The 13,444-nt window shown below is 66.4% G+C and carries 11 protein-coding genes; 1 reads left to right on the top strand and 10 read right to left on the bottom strand.

The features are described 5' to 3' along the window. The first annotated feature begins 56 nt into the window (after nt 1–56). On the top strand, nt 57–803 hold the full coding sequence (locus MU582_11530) for an MBL fold metallo-hydrolase (protein UPK73080.1): 747 nt from the start codon (nt 57–59) through the stop codon (nt 801–803). On the opposite strand, the gene MU582_11525 is transcribed toward MU582_11530, so the two are convergent. The 10 genes from MU582_11525 to MU582_11480 form a co-directional block, all read right to left on the bottom strand. Further along, entirely contained in the window at nt 763–1,824 is a 1,062-nt protein-coding gene (locus tag MU582_11525; protein UPK73079.1) for a hypothetical protein, read from the bottom strand. The two genes, MU582_11530 and MU582_11525, sit on opposite strands and share 41 nt — an antisense overlap. A gap of 143 nt (nt 1,825–1,967) precedes the next feature. After that, nucleotides 1,968–2,372, bottom strand: a complete 405-nt coding sequence (locus MU582_11520; protein UPK73078.1) for a hypothetical protein — start codon at nt 2,370–2,372, stop codon at nt 1,968–1,970. Nucleotides 2,373–2,538: 166 nt separating this feature from the next. Continuing rightward, nucleotides 2,539–3,930, bottom strand: a complete 1,392-nt coding sequence (locus MU582_11515) for an HNH endonuclease (protein ID UPK73077.1) — start codon at nt 3,928–3,930, stop codon at nt 2,539–2,541. A 257-nt stretch (nt 3,931–4,187) separates the two neighbouring features. Then, nucleotides 4,188–5,450, bottom strand: coding sequence for an FAD-dependent oxidoreductase (locus tag MU582_11510; protein ID UPK73076.1), 1,263 nt, complete (start codon nt 5,448–5,450; stop codon nt 4,188–4,190). A gap of 31 nt (nt 5,451–5,481) precedes the next feature. Further along, nucleotides 5,482–8,010 (bottom strand): hypothetical protein, encoded by a 2,529-nt coding sequence (locus tag MU582_11505; protein ID UPK73075.1) that lies wholly within the window; start codon nt 8,008–8,010, stop codon nt 5,482–5,484. Nucleotides 8,011–8,047: 37 nt separating this feature from the next. Then, nucleotides 8,048–9,025 carry an ABC transporter permease gene (locus MU582_11500; GenBank protein ID UPK73074.1) on the bottom strand — a complete coding sequence of 326 codons (978 nt, stop codon included), beginning with the start codon at nt 9,023–9,025 and terminating at the stop codon, nt 8,048–8,050. Continuing rightward, nucleotides 9,022–9,984 carry an ABC transporter permease gene (locus MU582_11495; protein ID UPK73073.1) on the bottom strand — a complete coding sequence of 321 codons (963 nt, stop codon included), beginning with the start codon at nt 9,982–9,984 and terminating at the stop codon, nt 9,022–9,024. Before MU582_11495 ends, MU582_11500 begins: the two co-directional genes overlap by 4 nt. After that, nucleotides 9,981–11,501 carry a sugar ABC transporter ATP-binding protein gene (locus MU582_11490; protein UPK73072.1) on the bottom strand — a complete coding sequence of 507 codons (1,521 nt, stop codon included), beginning with the start codon at nt 11,499–11,501 and terminating at the stop codon, nt 9,981–9,983. Before MU582_11490 ends, MU582_11495 begins: the two co-directional genes overlap by 4 nt. Then, nucleotides 11,501–12,580: an ABC transporter substrate-binding protein gene (locus tag MU582_11485; GenBank protein ID UPK73071.1), complete on the bottom strand. Its 1,080-nt coding sequence runs from the start codon at nt 12,578–12,580 to the stop codon at nt 11,501–11,503. Before MU582_11485 ends, MU582_11490 begins: the two co-directional genes overlap by 1 nt. A 90-nt stretch (nt 12,581–12,670) precedes the next feature. Beyond that, a complete protein-coding gene (locus MU582_11480) occupies nt 12,671–13,435 on the bottom strand; it encodes a DeoR/GlpR family DNA-binding transcription regulator (GenBank protein UPK73070.1) in 765 nt (254 codons plus the stop codon). Between the last annotated feature and the right edge of the window lie 9 nt (nt 13,436–13,444).

The raw sequence follows: 13,444 nt of genomic DNA, 5'->3' as shown, positions 1-13,444 counted from the left end.
GTGGTCGGCACAAGTTCCCTCACAATGCGTGACCACCCGGCGGTATCGTCGACAACGTGGAGATCACCCCGGCGAGCGACTCGCTCCGGCTGGTACGTACCAAGCATGTGAACTGGGTCGCGTACGACGGGCCCGACGGATTCCTGCTGATCGACGGCGGGTACGTCGGGCAGCGCGACCTGCTCGAACGCTCGATTCGAGAGCTCGGTCACCGCCCGGCCGACGCCGCCGCAGCGCTCGTCACACACGGCCACGTCGATCACATCGGCGGGCTGACCTGGCTCGCCAAGGCGTACGGCACGCCGGTGTACTCCGGCGACCGTGAGGCGGCGCACATCCGCAGGGAGTTCCTCGAGCAGGCGGGACCGCGCGATATCGTCCGCAACGTCCTACGGCCGGGCGTGCTCCGATGGGCGAGTGAGATCTCGATCCTGATGCGCGGCCGCGCAGGCCTCGGCGTGCAGAGCGCACGGAGCATAGACGAGGCTGGGTCCCTTCCGGGTTCTCCGCTACCGATCGTCGTACCCGGGCACACGAGCGGGCATACGGTGTACTACTTCGAGCGCGAGCGTGCGCTCGTCGCCGGAGACGCGATCGCCACGGCACATGCGACGTCGCGCGTAGACGGGCCGCAACTCCTACCTGACTTCTTCCATACCGACCCCGAACAGGCGGCGGCGAACCTGAGCGTGCTCGTCGACCTGGACGTCGAGGTGGTTCTGCCCGGTCACGGACCCGTCGTGCCGGGTCCGATGAACGCGGTCATCGAGGCTGTTCGGACTCGTCGTCCTCGATCCCACTGAGGTCTGCCGCCATCGAGCGAAGCTCGCTGATCCGCGTACGCATGCCGTCGTCACGCCGCCGATAGTGCTCGATCCGTGCTTCGAGGTCTGCCTTGCGTTGTTCGAGCTGCGCGATTTCGGCAGTGACCGCCTCCGCAGCGGCGGTGCGTGCTTCGGACATGCGTTGCTCGGCGAGACGTCGCGTGCGTCGAAGGAGGCGATCCGCCTCGGCGCGGCTCGCATCGAGGTGCTCTCGTGCCTGTGTCGACGCGGCCCGGAGCCGCTCTTCGACCTCGCGTACGCGACCTTCTGCGCGTTCGGCGAGCTCCTGGGCGCGTTTGCGTGTGGTCGTATGCGCTTCCCGCGCCTCACGTTGATGGAGGGTGCGCTCGGCCTCGATGTTGCGACGGGCCTCGGCGAGCTCGGCATCGGCCTTCGCCCGCGCGTCATCGGACTCCTTAGTTGCAGTGGCGCGCAGCGAGGCTGCCTCCTCCTGCTTCGCCCGACGGAGCTGGTCGCCGTCGCGTCGGGCATCGCCGACGATCTTCTCGGCCGCCGACCGGGCGGCCGCACGCGTCTCGGCGGCGTCCTCGGACGCCTTCGACCGGTCCCGCTCGACCTCGCCGAGACGTTCGGCGCGAACCGCGGCGAGCTCCTCGGACGCCTTCGCGCGGAGCTCATCGGCCTCGATCCGGCCATCGCGCCTGATCTTTTCTGCGGCCGCATCGCCGTCGGCCAGAATCTGCTTGGCCCGCGTGTCAGCATCGATCAGCCGAGTAGTGACTTGGCCGACGATCTCCGATTCGGTGGGTATGCCAGCTTCCTTGAGATCGGCATGCAACCGCCGGATCTCGGCGCGTAGAGACTCGCTCTCGGCGCGTGCGCCATCGGATTGGGACCGCGCCTTCTCGGAGTCGGCGGCGTGCGACTGTACGTACGCGTCGACCGCGACCGTGTCGTAGCCGTAGCGTCGAACGGTCGGGAACCGGGGATCGTCGACCCATTCGAAGATCGACAACCCCTGTTCGGGCTGTCCGCTCATCCGTCGCACCCTCCTGATCGTCTCAGTACGACCTTAGCCGGGTCTGTCCACAGATGAAGAAGGCGCTGCCGACAGACGACCGGGGCGCGCCGCTGGAGAGCGACGCGCCCCGGTCGTGTCGGTTGGAGACGACGGGAACTCGGTCAGCGGACCCGAACCTTGATCGCCTTACTGCGTAGCGGTGCCGTCTGGGAGTCGGGGCCTTGTGCCTTGACCCGCAGCATCCGGTTGCCCTTGCGCGACAGGATCACCCGAATCCTGTAGTGGCCTTCGGCGTTCGTACGCAGCGTTGCCCCCTTGATGTTGGTCCACTTGCCCTTGGGGCTCTTGGACTGGACGCGGATCCGCTTTCCGACGACCGGCGTGTTGTCGCCGAAGAGGTACTTGCCGTGTACGCGGAACTGTTGACCGGAGTGGACGGTCGTGTCGCTTACGTGGATCGTGACCCGTGCGTCGTAGCCCGCATGCGCGGGGCCCGAGATGAGAACCGGCGCCACGAGCGCGAGCCCGGCGGCTCCGGACACAGTGATCCTGCGGAGATTGTTCATGGTGTTGCCCCCTGAGTGAATGCGCGTGCCGGGACCACCCCGGCATCGCGATGTACCCAGGTAGACGTCAGACCCCACAACTTGGTTGCCTTTGGAATCGAATGACGACGCTGCCTTGCGTGGGCATGCCTGTGCCCCGCCACGGTGGTGCTCAGGTGGCGGGGTATCAGGCGGCAGCGGGTTTTCGTTTTGGCGGGTCGGTGGTGGCGACTCTGCCGGGGAGTTTGGTGGTGGTGCCGGCGGTGACGAGGTACGACCGTCCTGCTGGGGAGAGCCATAACCAGATTCCGGGCGCAGGTGACGTGACGGTCCAGGCGGTGAAGGTCTTTGCCCGGTGGTGGAACCTACAGAGCCGGTGTCCGTTTCGTGAGTCGGTCGGTCCGCCGTCGGCGTAGTTACGGATGTGGTCGTAGTCGCCGAGTTTCGCCGGACGGTTGCAATAGGGGAATGTGCAGGTGAGGGCGTTCATCAGCGCGGTCTGCTCGCGTAGCCGGGGCGGTGCGACATAGCCGGTGGTCGAGATCGTGGTCTCCAAATCGATCACCGGCTTCACCACGATCCGCGACGATTTGCCGAGGATCTGTTCGGCCTCCGACCGGGTGATGGCGCCGACGTCGTCGAGTGACCAGGTGCCCCAGCACCGGTCGTAATGAAGGTAGAGCACCGTCTCCCGCAGCCCACGCCTTCTGCTGCGGCGCCGCTTCGACGGCTTCGGCTCAGACTCGGCCTCAGGCTCAGTCTCGGGCTCGGCGGGTACGTCCGCGCCGGTGGCGTCGTCGGTTTTGTCGGCGACGAGGGTGTAGAGGTCGTCGAGGCTGTCGGGTTCGTGGACCATGCCCATCGCGACGGATCGGAGGATGTGGTCGGGGCGGGTGTCGCCGAGGAACCGCATCGACTCCACCAACTGGTCCAGTCGTTGGTCGAGTCGTTGTCCGTCGTCGACGGTCAGGGTGCCGGAGAGGTGGGCGACGCCGTCTTCGAACCAGATCGTCACACCCCGCTGCCTGCGTGCCTCACGGCGCTTCTTTTCGGCGCCGTGGGGGTCGTCGACGAACCGGATCTGATCGAGCACCAGCTGTAGCCGGGGCATGGTGATCCGTGCGATCAACGGCGTTCCGTCGACATTCGCAGCCGACAACCGCCGGTCGGCATCGGAGGCTTGGGCGATGGTGAACCCCCGCGTCGCACGCGCGACTTTCCGGATCCGCCACCCATCCACACTCCCGTCATGCAGACACGCATACAGCCGCGGCAGCCGATACGCCAGATCCAGGCCATCGGCGATCAGCGCACGGGCGCCGTTGGCGGACAGGCCGAGGACGGGTCCGACTTCGGCGACCGCATACTCCGACACCGACGGTGTCCCGGATCCGCCGTAACGGGTCCATTCATTCACCCCACCGGCCTGGGCGAGCGGCTCCGACGCGATCTGCCGCAGATACGCCAACACCGCATCGAACTGCGCAGCCTCGATGCGGGCGAGCTGAGCACGAGCGGCCGCAGCGACGTCGAGACCATCGGTGGTCTCGACATCGTCGATCAGATTCGCCGTCCTCATAACCCACATCATGCCAGCCGCCACTGACAACATCGGGGGCCAGAAGGCCTTATCCACAAGGAAAAACGAAGATTCTTGAAGAATCTTCTCGGCCGGTCAGCTGAGGGCAGACCGGCAACCGGGAAACCAGCGGATCGGGTCAGCCGACGAGCAACCGAACCCACCGGAACGGGATCCTCGTCGCCGCCAATGCGGTCTGCACCGAGACGTACGGGAAACGATGAAAGTGTCAACCCAGGAAGCGGTCTGGTCGTCGCTCAACCCTCAGAGCGTACGAGGGTCTCGGCGAGAGGCACGGACGGGTCGGCGAGTTTCGCTGTGTCCACGGGTCCGCCGTCGAGGATCAGCGCCTTGGCGGGGTCGATGCCGTCGTCCCACAGGTTCACGTGCATCGCGGCAGCGACCCGGCCCGATGTGAGCCAGAAAGCGTAGAAGGCTCGGCCGGCGACGTCGCCGCGGAGTACGACCTCGTCAACCGTGCCGGGTGTTGTGTAGCCGATGTATTCCATGCCGAGGTCGTACTGGTCGGTGAAGAAGTACGGCAGCTCCTCGAACACGACGTCTTGGCCCATCATCGAGCGCGCAGCATGCGGGCCGGTCGCGAGTGCATTGGCCCAGTGCTCGACGCGGATGCGCTGGTGCAGTACCGGATGCTCGACCGCTGCGATATCGCCGGCGGCGAGGATCACCGGGTCGGAGGAGAAGAGATGCGGATCGACGTGTACTCCGTTGTCGACTACGAGTCCGGCGTCCTCGGCGAGCGAGGTACGCGGAGACGCACCGATGCCGACGACGACCGCGGCCGCCGGAACCGACGACCCGTCGCTCGTGGTCACCGCGGACACCCGACCGTCCGTACCCTCGATCGATGCGATGCCCGTGCCGAGCCGTAGGTCGACGCCGTGCTCGCGGTGGAGGTCGGCGAACACCGATGCCACCTCGTCGCCGAGAACCTGCTGCAGTGGCAGGTCGGCGACTTCGAGCACGGTGACCTCGACGCCGTTCTCGCGTGCGGCCGCCGCGACCTCGAGACCGATCCAGCCGGCGCCGACCACGACGATCGGTCCTCCGGCCTCGATGGTCTGCTTGATCGCATCGGAGTCGGGAAGGGTACGAAGGTAGCGGACACCCTGGAGATCCGCGCCGGGCACATCGAGCCGGCGCGGCTCGGAGCCTGTCGCGAGGAGTAGTCGGTCGTAATGCACCCTCTCCGCGTCGGTCAGCACGACCTCCGAGGCGAACCGGTCGATACGGCGCACCCGGGTGGAGGTCCGCAGCTCGATGTCGTGCTCGCGGTACCACTCGGCCTCATGGACGTACGCGGACTCGCGCGGATCGTTGCCGAGCAGGTAACCCTTCGACAGAGGAGGCCGTTCGTACGGCACCTCGGCCTCCTCGCACAGGAGCACGATGCGCTGGTCGAAGCCCTCCGCACGAAGGGTTTCGGCGGCCTTCGCCCCCGCGAGGCCGCCGCCAACGATCACGTACGACTGCTCTGCACTTTCCGATTGCGTCGTCATCCTCTGACTTCACCCCACTCGGGGCGTTCCGTCAATGGCTGGCGGCACCCTCGAACAGCTCCGTGACTTCGGCATCATCGAGCGGACGGTCGTACACGCGGACGTCGTCGACGGCTCCGCCGAGGAAATCGACGTTGTCGCCGTTGTACTTCGCCCGACCGACTGCCAACGGGCCAGTCGAGTTCTCGCCGAGACACTGCGACAACGTGCCCTCGGGTTGCCCGTCGACATAGAGTCGGTACGTGCCCGACGCGGCATCGCGTACGCCCACCAGGTGGTACCAGCGACCCGCCTCGGCGGTCTGATCCGCGTACGCGCGGCCGCCGAGCGTGCTGAACGCGAACTTGTTCTGGCCGCCGTCGTACTGGAGGAAGAACGTCGACGCGTCAGCGCCGTCCTGGCTGACTGCCGTCTGGAAGCCGCCGCCGGTCTCGTCGAGTTTCACCCAGGCCGAGACAGAGAAACTGCCTTGGGTGTCGACGACAGGACCGTCGGAGTCGGCGTAACCGGTGCCGTCGAGCGCGAGCGCCTTGCCGGCCTTCCCCTCGGCCCAGGTTGCGCCGTCCTGCACGGCCAGGTCATCGTCGCCAACGGAGTCGGCCGCGGTCGTACCGGATCCGTCGTCGAGGCTCCAGCGGTGGATGCCGTCGAGACCGGGCGTGCCGTCGTCGGGATCGGGCGGCGTCGGCCCCAGATTGCCCGAGTGCGACAGCTTCTCGTTGATCTTGCGTACAGGTCCGCGGAACATCTTCTCGACCTTGCGATCGTAGGTGAAGAACCCGTTCACTTCGGTCTCGACATCGGTGATCTGGGTGTAGATGCCGCCGGACAACCCGCACTTGCGGCTGAGCTCCAACAGTCTGGACTGGTTGCGTACGTACAGATCCGTCAGCTCCTGCTTGGACTCCGCCATCTGGTACGCCCCCGGCTCGCCCGGCCACAGATGATCGTCGACGACGAGGCCGTAGCCGCCGTGCTCACCGTCGATTGCCGCGCGGTCGGCGGTCGGCGACGGCGCGGCGGGACCGGTGTACTGATGCCAGTCGATGATGTCGCCGCGGCCCGAGTCGCCCTCGGAGTCGCAGCAGTTGTATCCGCTGTGTGCGTTGACGAGTCGGGTCGGATCGGCGGCCTTGACCGAGTCGGCGATCCGGCCGGTCTCCTCGGCATCCCATTCGCCCCAGCCCTCGTTGAACGGCACCCAGCCGATGATCGACGTCCAGCCGTCGTGCTGGTCGATCATCGTCTTCAACTCGGCTTCGAACTGGTCGCGTGCCGGCTGCTCGGGATCGGGCTTGCGGCCGTTCTGCATCGACGGCATGTCCTGCCAGACCATCAGGCCGAGGCGATCGGCCCAGTAGTACCAGCGGTCGGGCTCGACCTTGATGTGCTTGCGTACGGCGTTGAACCCCAGCTTCTTATGCGCTTTGAGGTCGAACGCCAGTGCCTCGTCGGTCGGTGCCGTGAAGATCCCGTCGGGCCAGTAGCCCTGGTCGAGCGTCGAGTTGACGAACGTCGGTTCGCCGTTGAGGACGATGTGTCGCTTCCCGTCCTTGCCGACGACGGAGTCGACCGTACGCATGCCGAAGTACGAGTCTGCCTTGTCTGCGCGTCGACCCGACCGGTCGTATAGCGCGACACGGAGGTCGTAGAGGTTCGGATGGTCAGGCGTCCACAGCTCGGGCCGTCGGATCTCGAGCCGGATCGGTTTGCCCGGCACACCTTCTCCGCGGGCGACGACCCTGCCGTTGCGCCGTGCCTGAAGCCGGACCTTCTGCCCACGCGCCGCGGCGGCGTCGACCGTGACATCGACCTCGCGGAGGTTCTTGCGGGTCGTCGCCGTCACGTCCTCGATATGCGCCGCGCGTACCGGCTCCATCCAGACCGTCTGCCAGATGCCGGAGGCAGGGGTGTAGAAGATGCCGCCCGGATTCTCGATCGCGGGGATGCGCTGTTTGCCGACCGGTTGCTTCAATCCGTCGGTCAGGTCGTTGACCCCGACGACGATCTCCTGGGGGCCTCTTCGGTGGAGATGGTCGGTGGCATCGACGGTGAAGTGGTCGAACCCGCCTCGGTGCTCGGTCGCCAGATCGCCGTTGATCCAGACCTTGGCGTCGTAGTCGACAGCACCGAAGTGCAGCAGCAGACGCTTGCCGTGTCGACCGTTCAACTGCCAGTTGCGAGGCACCTTGAACGTACGCCGGTAGAACATCCGATCCTCGTGCCGCTTGATCCCCGACAGAGCCGACTCGATCGGGTACGGGACGAGTACGCGCTCGTCGAGCTCCTCGCCGACCGGCGGCTCATCGCCCTCGGCGGCAGCCGCGAACTCCCATAGTCCGTTGAGGTTCTTCCACTGTGCTCGACGCAGCTGCGGGCGCGGGTAGTCCGGCAACGCGTTGTCCGGCCCGACGGCCGAAGTCCACGGGGTGGTCAGCTCGGGATCCTTGGGTTCCCAGGCGCTGCTCTCGGGGCTGGCTGGCGAGGGCGCTACCGAGAGCAGGGCTGCGGCTACTGCCGCCGAAGCACCTACGATCACGCCGTTTCTGAGGCGGTTCATCAGGGACACTCCAACTGGGTTGTTAGTGGCGAATCTCTTACGGGTCTCGGTTACGGGACAGATAGGTCTGAACCACGACGACCGCGAGCAGGAAGAGCCCGCTGACGACGTTCTGGTACGACGAGCTGAGGTCGCCGATCAAGTTGATGTACTTCTGGATCACGCCGAGCAACAGCACACCGGCGAGCGTGCCTGCGATTCCGCCGCGACCGCCGGTCAGCAGAGTGCCGCCGATCACGACGGCCGCAATCGCCTCCAGCTCCATGCCGACTCCGACGGTCGTCACCCCCGACGAAGACCGAGCGGCATTGAGCGCGCCGGCGAGACCTGCGAGCACTCCCGACATCAGGTAGACCGTCAGCTTGATCCGAGGGACGGGAAGCCCCATCAGGTTGGCGGCGTCCTCGCTGCCGCCGATGGCCAGTGCAGACTGTCCTGCACTCGTGCGATGCAAGATGACGGCGGCGACCGCGTACGCGACGATCATCAGCACAACCGACCAGGTGAACCCGAGCGGTCCGTCCTGGCCGAGCGAGACGAAGGCGTCCGACTCGACGTCGGGCGTGACCGCACCTTCGTCGGTGATCGCGAAGACGAGGCCGCGTACGCCCAACAACCCGGCGAGGGTGACGATGAACGGTGCCATCCGTCCGTACGCGATACAGAAGCCCTGGAGCGCACCGATCGCACCGCATACGACGACCGGAAGCAGGAGTGCACCGAGGAATCCGTACTCCGAGCCGTACGCGGCGAGCACTCCGCCGAGTGCGAACACCGAGCCGACGGACAGGTCGATCCCGCCGGTGAGGATCACGAACGTCATCCCGAGTGCGACGATCGCGAGGAACGACTGCTCGACCACGATGTTCGTCAGGCTGTAGCGGGTGGCGAACGTGTCGAAGGTGAGACTGCCGATCACCAGCAGCAGCGCGAGTACGACGAACGCACCCTGCTTCTGCGCGATGGAGGCGACCCGCTGGCGTCGGCGCTCTGCAGGATCGATCGCGATGCTCATGCCGACCTCCCGCGCTGGATGTAGATGGCGACGACGATGATCAGCGCCTGCACGATCTGCGAGTACGAAGGCGGCACGTTGTGCTGGCTCAAGGTCGCGATGATGACTTGGATCAGCAGCGCTCCGGCAACGGTGCCGACGATGCGCACCTGCCCGCCGGACAGGGGAGTGCCGCCGATCACGACGGCGGTGATCGCCGAAAGCTCGATCAGGTTGCCGATCGTCGAGGGTACGCTCGCCCCGGATCGGGCGGTGACGATGATTCCCGCGACAGCGGCGAGCAGACCGCACACCACATAGGTCGTCACCAGGATCCGGCGTACGGGCAACCCAGCGAGCTCGGCGGCACGCCGGTTGCCGCCGATCGCGACGAGCTGGCGGCCGTACGTCGTGCGCGAGACGAGCACAACCATGGCAAGCGTGATGACAAGAGCAACGGCAACGGTGTAAGGGATCCCGAGGATCGAGTCGATGCCGAGAGCGAGCATCTGCGAGTTGTCGACGCTGGTCATCTGCTCGTCGGAGACGACCAGCGCGATACCCCGGCCGGCGATCATCAGGGCCAGAGTTGCGACGATCGGCTGCAGTCCGACGAACGCGACCATCGAACCGTTGACGAGGCCGACCAACGCACCGCAGACCAGCGCAGCGAGCACAGCGGGAACGAACCCGTAGCCGAGATAGAGCGGAAGGACCGCGGCGGCAAGAGACATGACCGCACCGACCGACAGGTCGATGCCCTCCGTCCCGATGACCAGCGCCATGCCGAGGGCAACCAGCAGCACCGGGACGACCTGTATCAGCTGCACGCGAAGGTTGTCGCCGGAGATGAACCCGTCGGTGAAGAACGTGTTGTAGACAAGGACGATCACCAACGCGGCGTACACGCCGTAGTCGCGGGCGAACGCGGTGAGATCGGTCGTGCGGCGCGTACGCGGAGCCGACTCGACCGCAGTCATGCGGGCACCTCTGCCGCCTGGGCGAGCGCCGCGAGCAAGCCATTCTCGGAGACGTCCTCACCCGTCAGCTCCGTGACGACTCCGCCGTCCTTGAGCACGACGACTCGACTCGCGCCTTCGACGACCTCCTCGATCTCCGACGACACGAGCACGATCGCCAGCCCCTCGGCCGCCAGCTCGTCGATCAGGGCTTGCACTTCGGCCTTCGCGCCGACATCGATGCCACGAGTCGGCTCGTCCAGAAGCAGCACAGTCGGGCTCATCGCGAGCCACCGCGCCACCATGACCTTCTGTTGGTTGCCTCCCGACAACTCCGAGACCGGCTGCTCGGGGCTGGACGCCTTGATCCGCAGGCGTTCCATCATCACCTCGACGACCCGGCGTTGCTTACGCTTCGAGACGAAACCGGCCGTAGAGAGGCGGGGGAGCGCGGCGAGCACGATGTTCTCGCGTACGGAGAGATGCGGGATGATGCCCTCAGCCTTGCGGTCCTCGGGCAGCATCACGATGCCGGCCCGGATCGCTGCGCCGACGGACCCGGAGCGTACGTCGCTGCCGTCGACGTCAACGGTCCCCTCGTCGAGGGGCATGGCGCCCGCAACGGCCTTCAGGGTCTCGGTGCGACCGGATCCGAGCAGCCCGCCGAGCCCGACGACCTCGCCCGGGCGTACGGACAGGTCGACGCCGTCTATGCGATGGCGTCGGCGTAGACCTCGCGCAACCAATCGTGGAGTCTGCGACTCGGCATGCTCGGTCTGCAGCTCGGTGAGGCCGCGCGTACGCAAGGTGTCGACCGAGCGGCCCAGCATCAGGGACACAAGCTCGAGCCGCGAGACGTCAGCGAGAGTTCCGGAATGCACGAGGTTCCCGTCGCGCAGCACGCTGACCTGCTCGCACACCTCGTACAGCTCGTCCATCCGGTGGCTGACGTACACCACCGCCACGTCGCGTTCGCGCAAGCGGTGAACGACGTCGAACAGCGTCTTCACCTCGCGAGGCTCGAGCGAGGACGTCGGCTCGTCCATGATCACGACGCGGGCGTTGATGCTCATGGCGCGGGCGAGTGCCACCATCTGCTGGGCACCGAGGCCGAGCTCGCGCAGCGGCCGTCGTACGTCGACCTCGATGCCGTACTCGGCAAGGAGCTCTGCGGCTTGTTCGTTCATCTCGGCGTAGTCGACGAGGCGCAGCCGCGTCTTCGGCTCGCGACCGAGGTAGATGTTGCGAGCCGCAGACAGCTGCGGGATCAGGTTGACCTCTTGGTAGATGGTGCTGACCCCTGCGCGTTGGGCGTCGACCGGCCGCGAGAACTGAACCGTCTCGCCGTCCATCGCGATCGAGCCCGAGTCCGGCCGGTACACGCCGGTCAGCAGTTTGATCAACGTGGACTTGCCGGCGCCGTTCTCGCCGACGAGCGCGTGGCTCTCACCGGGCGCGAGGGCGAAGTCGACTCCGTCGAGCGCGATGACACCCGAGAACTGCTTGCCGACCGCCCGCGCCTGCAGGACGGGCTGCATCAGTACGCCGAGTCCAGGAGCTCCTCGGCGTTGTCCGGGGTGTACTCGCGGTCCTCGATCACGATCTCGTCGGTGACCGGGTCGCCGGCGTAGAACTTCTCGAGCGTGTCGAACGCGAGCGGGCCGAAGCGCGGGTTCGACTCGATCACACCGTTGTACGTGCCCTTGGTGATCTCGCTGACGGCGTTGCGGGTGCCGTCGACGGAGAAGATCTTGATGTCCTCACCGGGCTGCTTGCCCGCGGCGCGGATGGCGGCGAGTGCACCGAGCCCCATCTCATCGTTCTCGGCGTAGATGGTGTCGATCTCGGGGTTGGACTGCAGCAGCTGCTCGGTGACCTGCTGGCCCTTGTCGCGGGCGAACTCACCGGTCTGCTGCGCAACGATCTCGATCTCGGGTGCCTCGGCGCCGATCTGGTCGACGAAGCCCTTCGTACGCTCGGTGGTGACGTTGTTGCCCGAGGCGCCGAGCAGAATCGCGACATTGGCCTTGCCGTCGGTCGCCTCGATGACCTGATCGGCGGCGCGCTTGCCCTGCTCGGTGAAGTCGGAGCCGAGGAAGGAGATGTAGTCCTCGCACGGTTCGGCATTCAGCTTGCGGTCGACCGTGAGGACCGGAATGCCTTTGTCCTTAGCGGCATTGAGCGCAGGCTCCAGGCCGTCGGAGTTGAGCGGTGCGACGATCAGCACGTCGACGCCCTGCGAGATCATGCCCTGGATATCGGCGATCTGCTTGGACAGCTGGGTCTGTGCGTTCGTCTTGATGAAGTCTTTGACGCCGGCCTCTTCGGCCGACTGGGTGATCGACTCGGTCTCGGCGATTCGGAAGGGGTTGTCCTCCTTCTCGGACTGGGAGAAGCCGACCGTGGCGTCGGCCAAGTCGAGCTTCTCCGCGCCGTACTTGTCGAGTGAGCACTCGGGGCCGTTCGTACCTGCTGACTTGACCTGCTGAGCACCCGCTTCCGGGTCGCCGGAGGTATCGGCTGCGCCGGAGTCCTCGGACTTCGTACAGCCGCTGACCACCAGCGCCGCCGTGCAGGCGACGGCGGCGAATGTACGGACGGGATGGATGGTGGTCATCCGACAACCTCCTCGTGAGACCTGGATCACAGAATCATTCACGAGTGATCAGAAGTTGTCAATGAATCACTCAAAAGAGACAGATCACGATCAGGTTGCGACCTGCACCTGGGTCCCGGCCGCCCGGAACCGGTCGAGCTCCTCGGTCGAGGAAGTCGCATCGGTGACGATCGTGTCGATGTGCTCCGTCGGCACCGTCTGGATGACCGAGTTGCGTCCGATCTTGGTGTGGTCTGCGAGCACGCACACCTCGTTGCCCGCCTCGGCGAGCGCGCGGTCGACCCCGGCGACCATCTGGTTGGGAGTCGAAAGACCGTTGCGAGCGGTCAGACCGTTGCCGGACAGGAACGTACGGTCGGCGTGCAGCCCGGAGAGCGAACGCTCGGCGGCGCTGCCGACCACCGCGAGGATCGAACCACGCAACATTCCGCCGGTCAGGACGACCTCGATCCGTGGCGAATCGGCAAAGGCCTGTGCCACAAGGAGAGAGTTCGTCATCACGGTGAGCTCGTTTCGGCTGCGCAGCTGTTCGGCGAGCGCCATCGTGGTGGTGCCGGCTCCGATCACGATCGCCGCGCCGTCGTCGACGAGGCTTGCCGCGAGCCTGGCGATCGCACGCTTCTGCCGCGCGGCCGTACGGGTCTTCTCGGCGTACGTCGGCTCGCGCGGCTGCTCGACGGTCGGGACGGCACCCCCGTGCTCGCGACGGAGCTCTCCGGCCGCCTCCAGTTGCTTGAGATCGCGCCGCACCGTCACCTCGGACGAGCCGACGAGCGCGGCGAGATCCTTGATCGAAACGGCGCCGCGCTCGCGTACGTGCTCGACGATCACGCGCTGTCGTTCGGCGGCAAACATGCCCGAACG

It is taken from the genome of Nocardioidaceae bacterium SCSIO 66511, from assembly GCA_023100825.1.
Lineage (GTDB): Bacteria > Actinomycetota > Actinomycetes > Propionibacteriales > Nocardioidaceae > Solicola.
The sequence above is the reverse complement of the archived record's forward strand: the minus strand, read 5'-3'. Positions and strand labels throughout refer to the sequence as shown.